Source organism: Candidatus Defluviilinea gracilis, assembly GCF_057138825.1.
In genome coordinates this window covers 358,357-377,389 of record NZ_DBNHEF010000074.1, presented here as the reverse complement: position 1 = coordinate 377,389, position 19,033 = coordinate 358,357, and the positions used below count along the sequence as shown (strand labels likewise).

Annotated in this window: 20 protein-coding genes and 1 pseudogene; 3 read left to right on the top strand and 18 right to left on the bottom strand. The window is 53.5% G+C overall.

Annotated elements, in window-relative coordinates; translation table 11 throughout:
* Positions 1–188 precede the first annotated feature (188 nt).
* The 12 genes and pseudogenes from AC16KF_RS14460 to AC16KF_RS14405 all read right to left on the bottom strand — a co-directional run bounded on the left by AC16KF_RS14460 (position 189) and on the right by AC16KF_RS14405 (position 9,727).
* Positions 189–722, bottom strand: a complete 534-nt coding sequence (locus AC16KF_RS14460) for a nitroreductase family deazaflavin-dependent oxidoreductase (RefSeq protein ID WP_484038040.1) — start codon at positions 720–722, stop codon at positions 189–191.
* Positions 719–1,156, bottom strand: coding sequence for a D-aminoacyl-tRNA deacylase (dtd, locus tag AC16KF_RS14455; protein WP_484038039.1), 438 nt, complete (start codon positions 1,154–1,156; stop codon positions 719–721). The genes AC16KF_RS14460 and dtd overlap by 4 nt, the downstream gene beginning before the upstream one ends.
* A gap of 84 nt (positions 1,157–1,240) precedes the next feature.
* A complete protein-coding gene (gene trpS / locus AC16KF_RS14450; RefSeq protein WP_484038038.1) occupies positions 1,241–2,227 on the bottom strand; it encodes a tryptophan--tRNA ligase in 987 nt (328 codons plus the stop codon).
* 57 nt (positions 2,228–2,284) lie between these two features.
* A pseudogene (locus tag AC16KF_RS14445) lies at positions 2,285–2,476 on the bottom strand (SelT/SelW/SelH family protein); the annotation flags it as partial.
* A gap of 113 nt (positions 2,477–2,589) precedes the next feature.
* Positions 2,590–3,306, bottom strand: coding sequence for an ABC transporter ATP-binding protein (locus AC16KF_RS14440; protein WP_484038037.1), 717 nt, complete (start codon positions 3,304–3,306; stop codon positions 2,590–2,592).
* A 64-nt stretch (positions 3,307–3,370) separates the two neighbouring features.
* Entirely contained in the window at positions 3,371–4,027 is a 657-nt protein-coding gene (locus AC16KF_RS14435; protein ID WP_484038036.1) for an ABC transporter permease, read from the bottom strand.
* Positions 4,028–4,045: 18 nt separating this feature from the next.
* Entirely contained in the window at positions 4,046–4,834 is a 789-nt protein-coding gene (locus tag AC16KF_RS14430) for an ABC transporter permease (RefSeq protein ID WP_484038035.1), read from the bottom strand.
* Between the two features lie 79 nt (positions 4,835–4,913).
* Positions 4,914–5,696 (bottom strand): molybdate ABC transporter substrate-binding protein, encoded by a 783-nt coding sequence (gene modA / locus AC16KF_RS14425; RefSeq protein WP_484038034.1) that lies wholly within the window; start codon positions 5,694–5,696, stop codon positions 4,914–4,916.
* A 176-nt stretch (positions 5,697–5,872) separates the two neighbouring features.
* Positions 5,873–6,724, bottom strand: coding sequence for an ABC transporter substrate-binding protein (locus AC16KF_RS14420; RefSeq protein WP_484038033.1), 852 nt, complete (start codon positions 6,722–6,724; stop codon positions 5,873–5,875).
* Between the two features lie 50 nt (positions 6,725–6,774).
* Complete coding sequence (locus tag AC16KF_RS14415) at positions 6,775–7,746, bottom strand: substrate-binding domain-containing protein (protein ID WP_484038032.1); 972 nt, start codon at positions 7,744–7,746, stop codon at positions 6,775–6,777.
* A 180-nt stretch (positions 7,747–7,926) separates the two neighbouring features.
* The gene (locus AC16KF_RS14410) at positions 7,927–8,856 is read right to left on the bottom strand and encodes a glycosyltransferase family 2 protein (protein WP_484038031.1); all 930 of its coding nucleotides are present in this window, start codon (positions 8,854–8,856) and stop codon (positions 7,927–7,929) included.
* 34 nt (positions 8,857–8,890) lie between these two features.
* The gene (locus tag AC16KF_RS14405; RefSeq protein WP_484038030.1) at positions 8,891–9,727 is read right to left on the bottom strand and encodes a sulfotransferase domain-containing protein; all 837 of its coding nucleotides are present in this window, start codon (positions 9,725–9,727) and stop codon (positions 8,891–8,893) included.
* Positions 9,728–9,797: 70 nt separating this feature from the next.
* Here AC16KF_RS14405 and AC16KF_RS14400 point away from each other — a divergent pair, with 70 nt between their 5' ends.
* Both AC16KF_RS14400 and AC16KF_RS14395 read left to right on the top strand, forming a co-directional pair.
* Complete coding sequence (locus tag AC16KF_RS14400; protein ID WP_484038029.1) at positions 9,798–10,010, top strand: AbrB/MazE/SpoVT family DNA-binding domain-containing protein; 213 nt, start codon at positions 9,798–9,800, stop codon at positions 10,008–10,010.
* Positions 10,010–10,384 carry a PIN domain-containing protein gene (locus AC16KF_RS14395; RefSeq protein ID WP_484038028.1) on the top strand — a complete coding sequence of 125 codons (375 nt, stop codon included), beginning with the start codon at positions 10,010–10,012 and terminating at the stop codon, positions 10,382–10,384. Before AC16KF_RS14400 ends, AC16KF_RS14395 begins: the two co-directional genes overlap by 1 nt.
* Positions 10,385–10,410: 26 nt before the next feature.
* Here AC16KF_RS14395 and AC16KF_RS14390 read toward each other — a convergent pair whose 3' ends face one another.
* The 4 genes from AC16KF_RS14390 to rsmI are packed head-to-tail and all read right to left on the bottom strand — an operon-like array spanning position 10,411 to position 14,902.
* Complete coding sequence (locus AC16KF_RS14390; RefSeq protein ID WP_484038027.1) at positions 10,411–11,475, bottom strand: bifunctional phosphoglucose/phosphomannose isomerase; 1,065 nt, start codon at positions 11,473–11,475, stop codon at positions 10,411–10,413.
* Entirely contained in the window at positions 11,476–12,942 is a 1,467-nt protein-coding gene (locus tag AC16KF_RS14385; protein WP_484038026.1) for a S10 family peptidase, read from the bottom strand.
* Positions 12,943–12,960: 18 nt separating this feature from the next.
* Positions 12,961–14,073 (bottom strand): DUF6688 family protein, encoded by a 1,113-nt coding sequence (locus tag AC16KF_RS14380; protein WP_484038025.1) that lies wholly within the window; start codon positions 14,071–14,073, stop codon positions 12,961–12,963.
* Entirely contained in the window at positions 14,063–14,902 is an 840-nt protein-coding gene (gene rsmI / locus AC16KF_RS14375) for a 16S rRNA (cytidine(1402)-2'-O)-methyltransferase (RefSeq protein ID WP_484038024.1), read from the bottom strand. The genes AC16KF_RS14380 and rsmI overlap by 11 nt, the downstream gene beginning before the upstream one ends.
* Before the next feature lie 53 nt (positions 14,903–14,955).
* Between rsmI and AC16KF_RS14370 the strand changes: the two genes are divergently transcribed.
* Positions 14,956–15,612 carry an HAD family hydrolase gene (locus AC16KF_RS14370; RefSeq protein WP_484038023.1) on the top strand — a complete coding sequence of 219 codons (657 nt, stop codon included), beginning with the start codon at positions 14,956–14,958 and terminating at the stop codon, positions 15,610–15,612.
* A gap of 3 nt (positions 15,613–15,615) precedes the next feature.
* Here the strand turns inward: AC16KF_RS14370 and AC16KF_RS14365 are convergent, their stop codons facing one another.
* Together AC16KF_RS14365 and ppc are read right to left on the bottom strand one after the other, a co-directional pair.
* The gene (locus tag AC16KF_RS14365; RefSeq protein ID WP_484038022.1) at positions 15,616–15,948 is read right to left on the bottom strand and encodes a DMT family transporter; all 333 of its coding nucleotides are present in this window, start codon (positions 15,946–15,948) and stop codon (positions 15,616–15,618) included.
* Positions 15,949–16,266: 318 nt separating this feature from the next.
* Positions 16,267–18,969 carry a phosphoenolpyruvate carboxylase gene (gene ppc, locus AC16KF_RS14360; protein ID WP_484038021.1) on the bottom strand — a complete coding sequence of 901 codons (2,703 nt, stop codon included), beginning with the start codon at positions 18,967–18,969 and terminating at the stop codon, positions 16,267–16,269.
* Positions 18,970–19,033 lie beyond the last annotated feature (64 nt).

Genomic DNA, 19,033 nt, shown 5'->3' with positions numbered 1-19,033 from the left:
AGCCAGCGGTTCAGACTGGCTCGCTCCGCCTCTGTGATTTGGAGATGATACTTTTTCATGTCCGCCGCCTCCCGTTTCGGCATGCTTAGTATATGTCAGAATAAATTGTTAATGTTCAATATGTCGCGTTACGGAAATGAGACTGGCTTCAACTGCGCAACATCAGTTAAACACAAAGGGATTTGGCTTTACGACAATGAATCCTTCGTGATCTTTGTGTCCTTCGTGGTGAGAGAATCTTTCGGCTCCAACACCATCACGGGGATATGCCGATGCGCGGCGCGTTCACGATATTTTCCATATCCCTCGTAAAAAGAATTTGCCATCTGAAAATATTTCTCGCGTTCTTCATCAAACGACTCGCGCGCGATGTATTTTCCGATCCTGCCATTGATCCGCACTTCGCACTCGGGGTTTGCCTTCAAGTTGTAATACCAGCCCGGGTTATGCTCCCCGCCAAAATAGGACGCGATCAACGCGAGCTTCTCGCCGTCTGGAAAACTGATCAACGGCATGGCTCGTAGTTTTCCCGTCTTCGCGCCCTTCGTCGTCAACTGGATAACGCACAGCCCCACAATGCGAGTGAGCGTAAGTTTCCCTTTGCTTGCCCACAACAACAAATTATCGGCACGATACAAAATTTTCGACAAAAGCCTTGAAACAGGCTTGAGCATCAAAAAACGATGCGTCATTTTTTGGAACGCGTTGGGCTGGAGAGTCATTTTTCCAACCAGATCGTGACGGGGCCGTCGTTGTGAATTTCCACTTCCATGTGCGCGCCGAATTTTCCCGTTTGAGTCGGGACGCCGTGTCCGCGCAATAACTCGATAAATCGATTCACCAGCGGTTCAGCGACATCGGGTAAGGCGGCTTCAATGAATGAAGGTCGGCGTCCCTTTTGGGTATTTGCGTACAACGTAAACTGCGAAACTACAATTGCTTCCCCCTTCACATCCAAAATGGATAAATTCGTTTTCCCCTGTTCATCTTCAAAGATACGCAAGTTGGCGGTCTTCTCGGCAAGGAAGTTTGCCTGCTCCTCCCCATCTCCGTGCCCAACCCCCAACAAGATCAGCAAACCTTTCCCGATGGAGGAAATGGTTTGCTGGTCTACGGTTACGCTAGCATGGGAAACGCGCTGGATTAATGCTCTCATGGGAGGAAAACGTAAACACGGAAACAAGCACACAGGCTGTATCTCGTATCTCGTATCTCGTATCTCACAACCTGTCTACCTCACTCACGGCAACGCCATCGCCTCTCTCACCTCAACCATCGTCTCCTGCGCAATCACACGGGCGCGCGAAGCCCCATCGTTCAGCACATCCGTCACATAGGCGGGTTTTGAAGCGAGTTCGGCGCGTTTGGCGCGGAAAGGTTCGAGGTGCTTATTCAAGTTCGCGGCGAAGCGTTTCTTGCAGTCCACGCATCCAATGCCCGCGCGGCGGCACTCGACGTTGATCATATCCACTTCATCTTGCGGCGAAAAAATCTTGTGCATCGAGAAGACGTTGCACACGTCGGGGTTGCCTGGGTCGGTGCGTTTGACGCGCGCGGGGTCAGTGACCATATCCTTCACGCGCGCGGTTGTCTCTTCGGGTGTGGCGGCGAGTTCGATGTGATTGTTCAAACTCTTGCTCATCTTCGCTTTGCCGTCAATGCCCAACACTTTCAGCACCTCGGTATGCTTCACCTGCGGCTCGATCAACACTTTTGTGTTGTAGCGATAATTGAACGAACGGACGATCTCGCGCGCAAATTCCAAATGCGGAGCCTGATCGATGCCGACGGGAACGATGTCGGATTTATACAGAACGATGTCGGCGGTCATGAGGACGGGATAGCCGAGCAAGCCGTAGTTGGCATTCTCGGGCTGTTGGGCGAGCTTCTCTTTGAAGGTCGGCAGGTCGGTGAGTTTGCCCATCTGCGTGACCATCGAAAGATACGTGTGAAGTTCCATCACTTCAGGGACGTGCGATTGGATGAACAAGATCGTCTCTTCAGGGCGAATCCCCGCCGCGAGCCAATCGAGCGCCATCTCGATGGTGTTTTGTTTTAACTCGTGAGTCGTTTCCACCGTCGTCAACGCATGGACATCCACGATGCAATAGACGCAATCGTAGTCGTCCTGCAACGCGACGTAATTCCGAATCGCGCCGAGATAATTCCCCAAGTGTTGCCGCCCTGTCGGTCTTGCTCCTGAAAATACGCGTCCCTTTTTTGGCATTCATGACCTCTTTTTTATAGACCTCACAGGTCTTGAAGACCTGTGAGGTCTCTTTGATTATTCTCCAACCAACTTCCTCACCAACTCCACCACTTCCCCCGCCTCGGCATGACGATGCAACTGCGACTTCGAAAACAACAACTGCCCATTGACCGTCACTTCAAAGCGACCCTCATCCGAAGGGATCAACTTGATCTCCTCGATCACATGCTCATAGTGCCTGAGCAGTTCACCCATCAGGCTCACGGCCCGAGCGGTGTAATGTCAGACCGCGCAGTAGACGATCTCTATTTTCAACATCGCGCCTCCACAAGTTTCAAAATTATAACCGAGACCTCCGAGTTCTTAAAGAACTCGGAGGTCTATGAGGTTAATTCGCTCAAAAACTGCCGCACAGTTTCATCCGCAGGCTTCGATTTGATCTGCTTCGCCGTCCCCGCCTGTCGCAAACTCCCGCTCACGATCACGGCAATACGATGACACAACTTCGCCGCCTCGTTCAAATTATGCGTGACGAAAACCGCCGCGCGATGATTCTCCGCCAGCAACGCGGACAAATCTTCGATCAACGTCGCGCGCGTCGGCGGATCGAGCGCCGCAAACGGCTCATCGAGCAGAAGGAGTTCGGGATTCAACACAAACGCCCGCGCCAGACTCACCCTCTGCGCTTCGCCCCCCGACAGTTGACCGGCTCGCCGTTGGGCAAGCGACTCGACCCCGAGGCTTCTCATCCACTTCGCCGCCTGAGCCTTTGCCTCGTCTTTCGACGCGCCGCGGAACCTCAACCCCAACGCAACATTCTCCGCTACCGTCATATCCAATAACAACGGCGATTGGAATACAAACGAAACCCTGCGGCGATATTCGAGTTCATTCCACTCGCGCAACGATTGTCCATCGAATCGAATCTCGCCGCTCGCAGGTTTGAGCAATTGAGCCAGAGTCAGCAACAACGTGCTTTTCCCCGCCCCGTTCGGGCCCACAACCCCCAGCGTCTCGCCGCGTCGAATATCGAGCGAGTCAATATTCAACACCTCTCGCCCATTCCGTTGCACAAGCAAATTACGAATCTCGATCAATTCTTTCTCTCTCCTCTTTTCATCCCTTCGATCAAACTCAGGACAAGCCTTCATCCTTCAACATTCATCCTTTCTTTGCTCCCCTCTGTTGAATCCACGTCAGCGCAAGATTGATCAGGTAGGTAATGATGAGCAACAAGGCAGATAACGCCAACGCGCTCTCAAACTCGCCCTTCGACGTTTCCAACACGATCGCCGTCGTCAACACGCGCGTTTGACCCTTGATATTCCCGCCCACCATCATCGAAGCGCCAACCTCCGAGATCACGGAACCGAAGCCCGCCATCAGCGCGGCGAAAAGCGGGAGTCGCGCCTCCCACCAGAGGAACCAGATCATTTGGGGGCGCGAGGCGCCGAGTCCCAGCAGTTGTTGACTCAGGCGCGGATCCAACGCCGCCAACGCGGCGGCAGTTAACCCGGTGACCACGGGCGCGGCGATCACCACTTGCGCGATGACGATCGCCCATGGCGTGTAAATCAATTTCCAATCCCCGAGCGGACCGCTTCGCCACAACATCATCGCGACAACAAGCCCCACCACCACAGGCGGGAGAGCCATGCCCGTGTTGATGATGCTGAGAATCAGATTGCGCCCGCGAAAACTTCCCAGCGCCAGCCACGTGCCAAAGGGCAAGCCGATCAGCAGGCTCAACAACGTGGCAAAGATGGAGATTTGCAGGGACAGCGCAGTGACGCGGAAGATTTCGGAATCGAAGGGCATGTTCTCAATCACGACCGATCAATCGCGTTCCTGTTTTTCAAGCCGGCGGGTAAGCGCAAGCAATACGATCGAAACAAACACAAGAACGACAGCCAGCGCGAGGGCAACGCCAAGATCGCGTTCAAATCCCAGATAGATCGCCATGGGCATGGTTTGAGTGACGCCCTCCAAGTTGCCCGCAAATAAAATCGTCGCGCCGAATTCGCCGAGGGCGCGCGTCCACGTGAGGATCGCGCCGCTCAGCAATGTTTTCCCCGTGAGCGGAAGCATCACCTCGCGGAACATCTGCCAGCGATTCGCGCCCTCCACGTTGGCGGCTTCCTCGAGTTGCTTGTCAATGCCCGTGAAGCCCACCCGCGCCGAGCGGATGTATAACGGCGCGGCGACAAACATTTGAGCCATCACCACCGCCGCCGTCGTGAATGGAAGCGAGATCCCGAACATGTCCAAGGTCGAGCCGAACACCCCCCGCCGACCGAATGCGATCAACAACGCCAGCCCCGCAACCGACGGCGGGAGAACGATGGGCAGGTCGATCAGCAGTTCGAGCCACGATTTCAATTTAATCTTCCAGTTCGCAAGAATATAAGCCAGCGGCGTGCCGAACAGAATCGCGCAGAAAGTTGTGATCGTGCTGGTCGCCAGGCTTAACTTCAAGGCGTTCAGGGCTTGCTGTGAAAAGGCATAATCAAAAAACTCCGCGTTGATCGAGCGCGCGAAAACAGCCAACAGCGGCAGGAAAAATAATCCCAGCATGAAAATGCTTGGGACGATAAAGATCCATTTCGAGTCGAGGAGTTTTTTCAATTTAGCCCTTTAGCCACTGAGAACACAGAGTTCACAGAGATTTTAATTGATTTTCTTGTTGCTCTCTGTGGCAGGGTTTTTATTTTGGCGGAGCAAATCCCCACTTCCGCAAAATTGCCTGACCCTCATCCGACAGAACATAAGCGACGAACGCCCGCGCCAACTCGATATTAGCGGATTCAACCAGCGGCGCGATGGGATATTTGGCAATAACATTCATTTCGTCTGGAATTTGGATTGTTTCCAATTCGGGCGCGACGACGGCATCGGACATATAAACTATACCCGCGTCCGCTTCACCGAGTTGGACTTTAGCAACCACTTGCTTGACGTTATCTTCATTCGATACGACATTCGCCAGAACGTTGTTTTTGAAATCCGCGCCAAACGATGCGTTCATCAACTCGAACGCTTGGCGCGAATAGTTTCCGACGGGAACCTCTTCGGCGGCGAGGACGATTTTGACTCCAGAATTCGCCAGGTCATCGAGCGAGTCGATGCCTGCGGGGTTGTCGGCAGGGACGATGACCGCCAGTTTATTACTGAGAAAAATTTGAGAAGATTCTTTTGCGGCGAACGAGCCTGCGATCAATGCGTCCATTTCTTTGGCGCTGGCAGAGGCGAACACATCGGCGGGCGCGCCTTCCTCGATCTGAGTCCGCAGGGCTTGCGAGCCAGCGAAGTTAAAGGTGACGGTCACGTTTGGGTTTTGCGACTCGAAATTCTTTCCGATTTCAGTGAAGGCGTCGGTCAGGGATGCGGCGGCGAAAACGGTCAACGCGCGCGGCTTCGATTCATTTGAGTTGGCGCAGCCAACCAGCAGGATGGCGATCAAGATCAAAACAGGCATCGTTCTTTTCATTGCAACTCTTTCAAAATCAGGACGCTGATTCACGCTGAAAACGCAGATTTTCTCCCTTTGGAATCAGCGAAATCAGCGTTTTCACCTGCCCTTGCGGGCGGTGCAAGGGTCTGCGTCCAAACGCATTCTGTAAGGTAATCAGAGGAATTCATTAACTCCGTGTTACCCGGAGTAGTTTACAGACCCAGATCCGCGTCGGTCTTATCGGCATCGGGATAGAACAACGGCTGGCCGTATGTGTCAACGCCAAATTTCCCAATGACCTCTTGTGTGGACGATGCGATCATAAAATTCAGAAACGCCAGCGCGCCGTCGTAATTTACCTTATCCCATTGTTCGGGGTTGATTGTGATCACGTGATACACATTCAACAACGCGTTGTCGCCCTCGACGAGAATCTCCAAATCCAGATTGTCCTTGTTGGCGAGATAGGTCGCGCGATCGGTCATGGTGTACGCGCCTTTTTCAGAGGCGATCGTCAACGTGGCGCCCATGCCCTGTCCCGATTCAAGATACCACGCGGGCGCGGCGGCTTTGGGATCGTATTCGGCTTTCTTCCACAAATTCAATTCGGCTTTGTGCGTGCCAGAATCGTCGCCGCGCGAAACAAACTCCGCGCTCCCCGCGCTAATCGCTTTCAACGCGTCCACCACAGGCTTGCCTTTGATGCCCGCCGGGTCCGCCGCGGGACCGACGATGATGAAATCGTTATGCATGACGAGCGCGCGGTCCTTGCCGAATCCGTTTGTCATGAATTCCACTTCAGATTTCGGCGCGTGGACGAGCAGGACATCCGCGTTGCCTTCCTCACCCATCTTCATCGCCTGACCCGACCCCACCGCCACAGTCTGGACGGTGTAACCTGATTCGGCTTCGAACATCGGGATCAACACGTCGAGCAGACCCGAATCCTGCGTGGAGGTGGTGGTTGCCAGGATCAAGTTCGGGTTGGCTGGCGCGGCGGACTTCGGCGAGCAGGCAGTTGCCAACAGAAAGAGAATTAAGAGAATTGGGAGAATTCGTTTCATGGGAGACTCCTAAAAATAGAGGTGTCCGACGTGAGGGAACGACGGCGATGCTATAGAACTTGCTCCCCGCTATGCGCGGAGTTGTAGCCAGTGAGCGCGTTTAAATCATTGCGAAATGAGACGGTTTGCAAATGATCGAGCAGGGGCGCCAGCAATTTTTCATTCTGGCGCGGCAAAACAAGATCATAGCGTTCTTCGAACAGCGGAATAAAATCAAGGCTGGCTTGATGCGCGGCGGCTTGCAAGCCAAGCGACACATCCGCTTTGCCATTGGCAATCAATGCGGCGGCTTCGGTATGCGTCTTTACTTCATTGTTGTATCCGCCGATTTTTTCAACGGGAATTTTGAGCCTCTTCAACTCGGCGTCGAACCACAGACGAGTTCCCGAACCGGAATTCCGATTGACAAAATGGATCGAAGGGTTGGCAATATCGACAAGCTTCTTGATCCGTTTTGGGTTTCCGTCCGCAAGCATGAGACCCTGTGTGCGGTACGCCAGTGTGACGATTTCCACCTCGCGGTCGGGGAATACATGGCGAACGAACGGGGTGTTGTATTCGCCGCTTTCATCGAGGAGATGCGAGCCGCTGATCTGACACAGTCCTTGCCGCAGATTCACCAATCCATCCAGCGACCCGACAGGCAAACTCAAGATCGAAACATGCTTTTCAAGATGATCGGCAATCCCTTCGAGCGCAAGGTCATGACTCCCCGAAAAAACGATTGCGGGCTTTTGAGTTTTCGGGAGAACGATCTCCCGCAAGAACAAGGCATCCGCTTTGGCGCGATAGAACTTCTCGGTCACTTTGCCCGTTTTGCGGATCTCGCCAACTTCGACAAGTTCCGCCGATTCGAGCGCGAGGATGTGATGCCGAATCCAGGCGGGAGACTGCTTCATCGTCCGCGCGAGATGCGTGAGCGTGGCGGGCGAAGCCATGAGCAACCGCAAAATATCCATGCGGCGGGAATCCGCAAGGAGTTTGAGTTTGTCGAATGAATGGAGCGAGCCAACTTTTCGCATTACGATTTACGGAAACCGTCCCGCAGGTCTTTGTCTCACTCGTCCTGGCGCATGAACAATCCGCAGGACGATGTCCGCCACCTCGATTAAGTTTTTCCTTAATCGAGAGTTTATCACACGAATTTAGAGTTAGTCAAATCAAAATCCGCTTAATGGTCGATGGGGGTTCCAATCACTGCGCTAACCATACCGAATCGGTTCTACTCCCCTCTCGCTTTCCTCTTTCCTCTTTCGTTCCCTCGCATAATAAAACGTCTCGCGCAACTGCGGCGTGACCAGACTCGTCTCGCGGTGACCCATGCGCGTGCCGTGAAATTGCATCAAGCGGAACCAAAATATCGAAGCGAAATTCTTCCATAACACTCGTTCACGCGCCGCGTGCCACAGGTCGCTGAAAATGTTTGTGAGCGTCAAACGAACAAAATCATACGCGTTGAAATGCGCTTCGGGGTAAATCCGTTTGAACGCCATCGCTTCGCGGCGGTAACGGTTGAACACACCGCGCGGCGTTTCATCGTGGATGTGAACGATCTCCGCTTCGGCAGTGTAGGCAATCTTATATCCCTGTTCCTTAGTCCACTTCGCCCAAGCTAAATCTTCGAGTCCCGTCAATGTTTCATCATAGGGATGCGTCTCCCACAAACTTTTCCGAATCGCGGCATTGGCATTGTTACAAAAAGCAGTTGGTTGATTCGAGTCGCTCGCATCGGGATACCACCGATGAAAGATCTGCTGTTCCGAATATTTTGCCGAGTCGGGTCCGCGCTGTTTGCCGTACGTGAGCGCGACCTTCTCATCCTCGAACGGACGCAACAACGACTCCAGCCAATCGGGATACACGGGATACACATGCGCGCTGGCGATGACGACAAATTCACGCGTCGCTTCGCGGACCCCGAAGTTGAGCGACCTCCCAAACGTGAACTCCCCCGCAGCGATTCGCACGATCCACGCGCCGAACGACTCGGCAATGGAAACAGTCGCATCCGTCGAACCTGAATCGACGAGGATGATCTCCACATCGTTCAAAGTCTGCTGTTTGATCCCCTCCAGCAAACGCCCGATGTGTTTCTCTTCGTTATACGCGCGGATGACGATGGAGCAGTTCATAATTCATTGGGTAGGGGCGACAGGCCTGTCGCCCCTAGATTTCATATCCTAATTTCATCAGCAAATCGCCTGCCACATCATCGAAAATCTTCTTGTGCTCATCGGTAAAATATTTTTTCCATTCGCCTGTTTTCCCCGAACGGAAGGTGGGAGAACGGCTGGGGTTGATGGAGGATTCCAAAGAGTCGAGGATCAACTTGCGGGGCGTCTGAAGCGGGATGCGGGTGAGGAAATGATCCAGAATGCGAGTCAGAGTCGCGGCGCGGTCGTTAATCAAATCCTCAAAGTGGATGGAAAGGACTTCGGGGTGATTCAACCAATCCATGTAAGGAGCGAAGCGTTCGGCGATGTTCGGGAATTCAATGCCCGCGTCTGGTCTGCCCAAAATGCTGACCTTGAGGCGCGAATCAAAATCGGGAAGCGACTGATAGTATGCGTGATGGACGTGATTCTTTTCCATCTCGGTGACGTAAAACACATGCGAGACCACCACATCGCGCGGATCGCGAAAGATGAAGTAGGGAATAAATTTCGGCGAACTCACGCGCGCAATCGCTTCGGGTCGCGCAAAGAGATGCGCCGACGCCACATCACGCGGACTGAGTGAATCAAGCCAACGAAGCGACTGCTCAGGCGCGCGCTTGACTCCGCTTTCGCCTTCGTATTCGGCATAGAACGAATGCAATCGCTTCGCATACGGCGCGACATTCGAGAAGCCGAGCAAAATTTGATCGAGCAAGTGCGTTCCGCTTTTGGGGAAGGAGATGCCGAGGAGGATGGGCAGGTTGGTTGGTTGAGCTGAAAACCGAATTCGCTGAACTAACTTTTCAGATTGATAGATAATGGAACGAGCAAATGATTTCAAACGCATAGGGATATTAAACCACACAAGATGTGCTATAATCGCTTTACGATTTATGTTCGATAAGGAGAAGTAAAACATGGAAGCAGTAACGATTTCCTCAAAATACCAAGTCGTCATTCCTCGAGAAGTGCGGAATCAATTTGGTTTAAAACCTGGGCAGAAAATCATGTTTATCCCCTATAACAAAATCCTTCATGTTGTTATCGTTCCTTCCATCAAACAAGCGCGAGGGATGTTCAAGGGCATTGACACAGATGTGATGCGGGAAGAAACCGATGAGGAAAGATAATGAATGTTGTTGATTCATCGGGCTGGCTGGAATATTTTGCCGAGGGGAAAAATGCGATTTTTTTCTCGCGCGCCATCCAGAGCGTCGAGGAATTAATTGTTCCGACCGTTTGCATCTATGAAGTCTTTAGAAGAATGCTTGTGCTTCGAGGAAAAGAAGATGCCTTGCAGGCAGTCGGTGTAATGTCATTTGGAAAAATAGTCGAACTAGACCGCCAAACCGCATTGAACGCGGCCAATCTCGCCAATGACACCAAGCTCGCGATGGCTGACAGCATCATCCTTGCAACTGCCCGCGCAAACGACGCAATCCTTTGGACGCAGGACGAACACTTCAAGGATTTAGACGGCGTCAAATATATCGAGAAGAAATGAAAAGTGACCCTCATCGGGTCGCTTTTTTACTTCGCTTCTTTCATCGCTTCTTTGAACTCAACCAACGCCTGAATCGGAGTGGGGTCAACGCCGTAGCCCATCGCTAAATAATATGCCATGTAATCGCCGAACAAAATGGACGTCCACATGTGGGCGAGGGGAGTTTCGCCGCGCGCGTCGATGTAATCGGTGTTCATGCCTTCGAGCATGAAGGCTTTGCGGGTGAGGTCTGAGCGCAGACGATTACGCGGATGGTCGGAGGGCGCGCGCAAGAAGAGGGTCATCGTGTGCGCGTTGAGTGTCTCTTGCGGATTCATCGTCCCAGCCAGCGTGTTGTGATCGGCTTCAGGGATGAACTCGAAGTTCGCGCCCGCTTTCGCCACTTCGTTGATCTGTCCCTTCCAACGACGCGCAACCACGCTGAGCAAACCCGAGCCCATGAACGTCACCCACCTCCCCATCAATTGACCCGCATAGCGCTTGGCGGGATTCTTCACCGCAGGGACATCGGCTTTGAGATGCTGTTGAGTCCGCTTCATGGACGCGACCGCGTCTTGCATCTCCTTCGATTGATCGGAGAGGAAGCCGAGTCGCTGGAACATGGCGAGCAACAAACCAAACGAGAATCCTACCGCGGCACGCGGCTGACCTGCGTGATCGAACGTCCAGATCGGGATGTTATTTTCTTTCGCGCGTTTCGCTAATTCACCGCCTGTGCAAACCACAACGATTCGACATTCCGCTTTTCGGGCTGACTCGAAGGCGTCAAGCGTCTCTTCGGTGTTGCCTGAGTGCGACGAGCATATCACGAGGGACTCCTCGCCGCGCGCGTGGACGGGGAGTGAGTAATCTCGATGGACTGAGACAGGCAGAGGGGCGAGAGAAGCGCAGTACGCGGCGAGCAAGTCCGCGCCGATGGCGGATCCGCCCATGCCTGCGATGACGACCTGTCGAAAATTTTTCCAGTCGGGCAGATCGTGCTTCATGCCGAGTTGATACGCAAAGGCGAGTTGATCGGGGAGGTTGTCAATCTCGCCGAGCATGTTGAGGGTGTCGAGTTGTTTGAAGCGTTCGAGGTCGTCGAGATTCATTTATGCAGAATCCTTGATGAATGCCGCCAGATCTTTTTTCATCTGCTTGAGCGAGGGGATGTGAATGTACATCATGTGACCCGCTTCGTAGTAACCCATCGTCACATTGCCGCGCAGCGACTCGTCGAGACCGAGATGATTGAACGTGTATTCGGTTGCGAAGTAAGGCGTGCCGAGATCGTAATACCCATTCGCCACGTAGACTTTGAGATACGGGTTGTACGTCATCGCGGCGCGCAACGTTTCGCCGACGTTGACATAGGCGTTCTCAAATTCTTTATACGACCACGGATGCACGAAGCCGCTCAAAATTTCGTACGGCAGATCGGATTCAAATTTCAACTCGCGGCGGATGTAATCGTAGAACGCGGCAGTGTACGGACCCATGATGTTCGTGAGCAACGGATCGTACTCGGCATGTTCGGTGACGCCGAGCCTGTCGCGCCCGATCAAACGCGAGTCGAGCCGACCGACGGTGAGACCGCGTTCGCGCAGGAGTTCTTTGAAATAATGCTGATCGTTGATACGCAGATTCGAACGTTCGATGAATTGCTCCGAGATGCCCGTGAAATAGGAAAGACGCTTCACGATCTCGGCGCGTTCTTCTTTGATGAGCGAATCGCCTTTAAGCAATGCTTGTGCATAATCGCCGAGCGCGAACTCTTCGGCTTCTTTCAACCAGTCCTGTAACGGGCGATGCGGTTTGAGCGCGTCGTGATACCACGCAGTGGCGGTGTAGCCAGGCAGGAACATGATGAACGGCAGGTCATTGTTCAAGTTGAAATCAATCGTAGTGAAATCCAACACGACAGAGACGAGCATGAGCCCGTTCAAGTACATGCCATGCCGTTCTTGCAAATATCCTGATAGACCCGATGCGCGAGTCGTGCCGTACGATTCGCCGATCAAAAACTTTGGCGAGAGCCAGCGGTTGTAGCGCGTGGTGTACAAGCGGATAAAATCACCGACCAGTTCAATATCTTTTTTGAAGCCATGCCATTGCTTCGGCGCAACGCCTTCCACAGGGCGCGTGTAGCCTGTGTTCATCGGGTCAATGAAAACGAGATCGGTCTCATCGAGGATCGAATATTCATTATCCTTCAATTGATACGGCGGCTTCGGCAGATCGCCATCGTCCTTCAACAACACGCGGCGTGGACCCAACACGCCGAGATGAAGCCACACGGACGACGACCCGGGTCCGCCGTTGAACGAAAACGTGAGCGGACGCTTCGCCGTGTCGCCGACTCCGTCTTTGGTGTACGCGACGAAGAAGACCTGCGCGCGCGGCTTCTCGCCCTCCGCTTCTTTCTCGCGGTCGGCTGTTTCCTCTTTCATCACCATCGTCCCCGTTGTGACGGTGTACTTGATGGTCTTGCCGCCGATCTTGATCGAATGTTTCGAGGTGACAAGATTGTCTACGGCTTTGACTTCTTTTTTCTCTTCGGGTTTCTTTTCTTCTGCCATGTGAGGATTCCCTTCTGATTATTTCGAGTAAATATGGATGGACTCAAATGGAATGTTACCGATTATAAGCCGCAAAGCAGATTCGGCAATCCGCTCGAATGGCTTCAACGACAGATAAGCAATATCTGCCAAAAACGGATTTCGAATTTTACGCGCCAGCGGTTTTCCAAGCACATCATACATTTTCCGCAAAGGAGTATGAATCTTCGGCGCGACCGCCAGCAAGGCGAGTTCAGCGCATTTGAAAATTTGCAATTGATGATTCACCTGCATCGAATTTCCATTTGCAAGTTGCACAAGTTTTGAGCCGACGAAATTTGCATGTCCCTGCGCGGCGGCGGTGGCGATGTAGCAATCAGGCGGCGGGACAGGTGGCAACTGGGCATACAACTCGTACATTTTGAGAATGTCATACCTCCACGCGGCGATATAGGCGGCGATCCAAGCCGTGATGCCGAGTCCGCGCACGAGGGTGAAATTCGACTCGTGATATTTCAACAACCAGATCGAAGCCTGCGTTGCCATCAGAAACGACCAGAACGGTCCCGATGCGATGAGCCCAAGAAACACGAGAAACAACGGGACAAAAGCCTCATCCTTGATAAAAGTGGCAAGGATCGCGTATGCGATCAGAAGGACAGCGATCATCCATGGGCGGATGTAGCGCGAGATCCATGTTGCAAGACGCGAACGATAAATCCATGGGAAATAAAGCGGAAGGAACCATACCAGCAGGATCGCAAGTGAATTGGCAGAGACAAACAAATACACGCCAAGCAAAATCGTGTATTGCAAAGCGAGAAAAACTCCTGTGTAAATTCCCAGCCTCACAACGAAGAACTTTGCAAAACGATCTCCCGCAAAAAGGATAAGAAAATAACAAACGATCGAATACGCGATCAGAAAGAGAAAAAAGATTGACGCTTCGGGAAGCATAAGCAACGGAACATACGCGTCGCGATCCCCCGATTGCCATTCGGGTTTGATCGCCTCCACCGCCCAAAACGAAAACGCTGGCACGATCAGCAGAAACGCCGCATAAAAAATCTTCCACCAGCCGCGCGCGGGGAAATCTGTCGGGCTTGACGACTCGCTCATCTCATTTTGGATATTCGGGGATTCAAGACTCATCGCTGATTCCTTTTTGACTCACGAGACGGTACACATCCTTTTTACTCCAACCGCTTCTCTCCGACAGTTCGGCTGATAGCGCCTTCGCAGATTTCCCGCCCCTTGATTCTTTTTCAATCGCCGCTTGCAAGTCCTCCACTTTCCACTTTCCTCTTTCTTCTTTCTTCTCTCCTTCGATCACCAACGTAAACTCTCCCCTCGCTTCTTTTGATTTGAAATACTCCACCGCCCCGCTGAGAGTCCCGCGCCAATATTCCTCGAACATCTTGGTCATCTCGCGCGCCACGCAGATGCGGCGGTCGCCGAGGGATGCGAGCAAATCTTCGAGCGCTTCAATGATCCGATGCGGAGATTCGAGGAAGATCAGTGTGTAGGACAGGTTGGCAATTTGTCCTATGAATTTACGGCGTTCTGTTTTCTTGTGGGGTAGATAACCGAGATAGAGGAACGAGTCTGTGGGCAAGCCAGAAACGCTCAACGCGGCGACAGGGGCTGAGGGACCAGGGACAGGTCGAACGTCGAAGCCTGAAGCGAGCGCGGCGCGGACGAGTTCGTAGCCAGGGTCGTTGATCGCGGGAGTCCCCGCATCCGACACGAGGGCGACATCCCCGCTTGAAAGTTTGGCGAGGATAAAATCCAGTTTACTGAGTTTGTTGTGTTCGAAATAACTCGTGAGCGGCGTTTGAATCTCGAAATGCTTGAGCAAGTTCCCCGTGTGGCGCGTGTCCTCCGCCGCGATGAGACTCGCCTCATGCAAAATGCGAATCGCGCGCGGCGACATATCCTCAAGGTTACCGATGGGTGTGGCGACGAGATAGAGCGTGCCCATGCGATGATTGTATCATTTCGCGAGTGCTATAATATTCGCAAAGAGGAGCAACGATGATCGTCATTTCAGACATGATGGGAACATTGACCACAGGCTCGCCGTTTTTGGGTCTGGTGGATTGGGTGAAACATAACCAAAGCAAATGGCGCGCGCGGTTTTACATGGCGCGAGTGATGCCAGCCTACGTGCTTGCAAAAAATGGGTTGATCGATTGGCAGGAGTGGGGACAAAAATTGATGATCGAGAGTCTCGCGTACATCAAAAATGCCGATGAAGCAACACTCGCGCGCGCCTCGGAATGGACTGTGGAACACAACTTATGGAAGAAACGCCGCGAAGATGTGGTGGCGCGATTGGTCAAGCATCGTGAAGATGGCGCGCAAGTGTACATCGCCAGCAGTTCTGTGGAGCCGTTCATCGCTCCATTCGCAAAACGGATCGGCGCAAATGTGATCGGCACGCCTGTAAAAATTGTCAATGGACGGGTGATGTTAGCGGGAGAATTGGTCGCCAGCCAGAATAAGATTCAACAAGTGTTGTCCCGTCTCGACATACAGCGCGTGGACTTTGCCTACGGCGACACCGAACAGGATATTCCCCTGCTCGAACATGCCGATCATCCTGTGGCGGTGTACCCCGATAAAAATTTGAAACAAGTCGCTTTGCAACGAGGGTGGGAAATTATCGGAGATACGCCAAAGTATGGATGAGGATCAATGCGCGGGAGATTTGGAAATCGCGTTGATGAAAACGATACCTGCAATGATCAGGACGATCCCGACCACTCGCGCCCAATCCAGAGTTTCGCGCCAGATGACCATCCCTGCAATGACGGTGAGAATCAGCCCCACGCCAGACCAGATCGCATACGCCACCCCGATGGGCATCGCTTTCAATGCCAGCGACAGCAGATAGAAAGACGCGCCATAACCGATCACAACCACAACGCTGGGGATGGGTTTGGTGAATCCGTTCGAGAGTTTTAGGGCAACTGTGCCGATCACCTCGGAGAGAATGGCAAAAAAGAGGATGATGAAAGTTTGCATGGGGAGGTCCTTTGCGAAGCAGGAGTCTCTCGATTGTACACTGCGTACTAAGAGAGTGTTTCTTAAGTCTTAAACCTTGATCTTTTGTACACGGATTTCACGGAATACACGGAAAAAAGGCGGCTCTTTTAAAGATTCTTTCCGTGAAAATCAGTGAAATCCGTGGCGTCCGTGTCGAAAAAAGAAGTTAAGAAACAGTCTCTGAGTCAGGACTTATGCAGTTGGCGGGCAGTTGTACTGCCGCCGCCGCAGTGCAACTACGGCGCAACAGGTTCAACTGCGTAAGTCCTAGAGTGTTGAAACGGGCGGGGGAATTCTTTACCCCGTATTCCTCAACCCCGCCGCAATCCCGTTGATGGTCAACGCCATCACCTCTCGCAGTGACTTTGCCTCTTCGCCATCCTGATCGGACAAAGCCCGCAAGCGGCGCAGAGTTTCCACTTGGATGTAGTTCAACGGATCCACATAAGGGTTGCGGAGTTGAATGGCTTGCTGAGTGACGGGTTCCGCCTCGAGCAGAGCGCCATGCCCGCTGACGGCAAGGACCGTCTCGCGCGTCCGCTCATACTCCGCGCGAATAGAATCGAAGACTTCATGCGCCAATTTCTTATCAGGCACAAGACTCACATACAAAGCGGAAATATCCATATCGGCTTTGAGCAGAGACATCTCTGAATTATTGAGCAGGGTGCGGAAAAACGCCCAGCCATCGTACATTTCTTTGAGCAAGCCCATCTCCTTGATGGAAGCAAGTCCCGCGCCGAGGCTGTACCAGCTCGGCAAGTTAAAGCGGCTCTGCATCCACGAGAACACCCACGGAATCGCGCGGATCTGATTGACCGCGCCCAACTTCGCCCGCGATGCGGGACGCGAACCGATCTGCAATCGTTTGATCTCGTCGAGCGGCGTTGCCGATTCCCAAAATTCAATGAAGCCACCCGTTTCATACACCAGGGCGCGATACGCGCGCTTCGCGGTCTTCGACATGTCATCGAGCGCGTTCCGCCATTGCGCTGGGATCGCTTCTTCTTTTTGCGGCGCTGAAGCAAGGAGGACCGCGTTCGCGATCTGCTCAAGATGACGATGCGCCAGATCGGGGTTGGCGTAACGCGAGGCGATGATCTCGCCCTGTTCCGTGACTCGAAAACGCCCGTTGATGCTCCCCGCAGGCTGGGCGCGGATGGCATGGTTCGCGGGTCCGCCGCCGCGCGCAATCGTCCCGCCGCGACCGTGAAAGATGGTGAGTTTTACTCCGTGTTTCTTCGCGGCGCGCGTGATTTCCTCCTGCGCTCGATACAACGACCAATTCGCCATCAGGTAGCCGCCGTCTTTGTTGCTGTCGGAATAACCGATCATCACCATCTGTTCGTCGCCACGAGATTTCAAATGCGCTCGATAGACCTTCGAAGTAAAAAGAAGTTCCAGAATACTCGCAGCGTCTTGAAGGTCTTGAATCGATTCGAACAGCGGGACGATCTGCGGGATCGTTTTACATCCCGCCCATTTTGCAAGCAGAAGCGCGGTGAACACGTCCGCCGCCGAATGCGTCATCGAAATGACGATGGGACCGAGCAACGCGTCCCCGTACACCTCGCCCGTCCGCCCGATCAGCTGAAAGAACGACCAGGTCTCCGCAGTGGCGGCAGTGACGCCCGGTCGATTCGAAAGATTCGGGATCGGGTCGTTCAAGAGTCGAATGAGCAGAATCTCGCGCTCCTTCGACGGAAGACGCTCGAAATCGCTTTCGAGATTCAATGCGCGCAAAATTTCGCTCAGCGCGGCGTTCAAACGACTCGAGTCTTCGCGGATGTCGAGCCGCGCGGTATGCAAACCAAAGACCTTTATTTTTTGCAGCGCCGTTTTCAATTCATCGCGAGCAATATGGGAAGGGAGCGCGGAGGCGATCAATTCCAGCGGCTCGAGCAGGCGACCCGCATCCATGCGCGCGCGATGCGAATACTGCCCGAGCAGATGCGCCTTCATATCTTCATGCGAGGCTTCCGCGAGATCGTCCGCCAACAACGCGAGAATAAGACGATACGGCTCGGTAGCATAACGCTGTTCGATATACGCCACATGCGGAGGGAACGGTCTCTGCCGTTCGATCCATTCCAATAATGCGGGCGGCGGCGGAATACGATTCGAACTCACGCTCAAGCGGCGTCCCAAATCCTGAAACATGCGGCGATGATTTTCCACCGCCAACCCGCGATGCAAGCGCAACGTCTCTGCCGTCACTTCGGAAGTGACAAACGGATTCCCATCCCGGTCGCCGCCGATCCACGAAGCCAGCCTCAGCCACGCGCGCGGAACCTTCAAACCCGCATAATATTTCTCAATCGCATGGTCGAGATCGTCGTACAATTTTGGAATCGAATTCCATAAATACGCGTCCACATAATACAAGCCCGTGCGCGCCTCGTCGGTCACGGTCAACGTATCGGCGCGGGCGCGATCGGTGAGCCACAACGTCGCAATCTCGGCGTGAAGCGATTTCACAGATTCGTCCCGCTCGCGCGCGGAGATCGAATCATCATCGAGCAAATGAAGGAGTTGCGCGATCCGCTCCGTCTTCGAGAGCACCGTGCGGCGACGCGCCTCGGTCGGGTGCGCCGTCAACACCAACTCGATGGATAACTCCTCAAGCAAAGCGGACATCTGCTCGCGCGTCACTCCACTTTCTTTCAGGATGCCCACCGCTTCACCCACCGACTCCGGAACTGGTTCGGGATAGGAAGCCTCTTCACGCTGACGAAGCGCCCGCACGCGCTGATTCTCCTCGGCGAGATTCACAAGGTCGAAATACGCGGCAAACGCGGAGGCGATCACGCGCGCGCCTTCGCTCGGCAGGGCAGAGACCTCTTTCGACAGCCCCTCCGCCGCAACGGCATCTCCGCCTCGCCGCGCCTTCGCCAGCGCGCGGATGCGCTCTTCGGTCTCGAAGATCGCGGGCGACTCAAGCTCGGAGATCACCTTACCGAGCAAATCTCCCAACAGATGAATATTTTGCGAAAGGTCCATTCTGCAAGCAAGTATAACAAAGCAAGAAGGACTCGCTGGCGAGTCCTTCTTGCTGATTAACTCT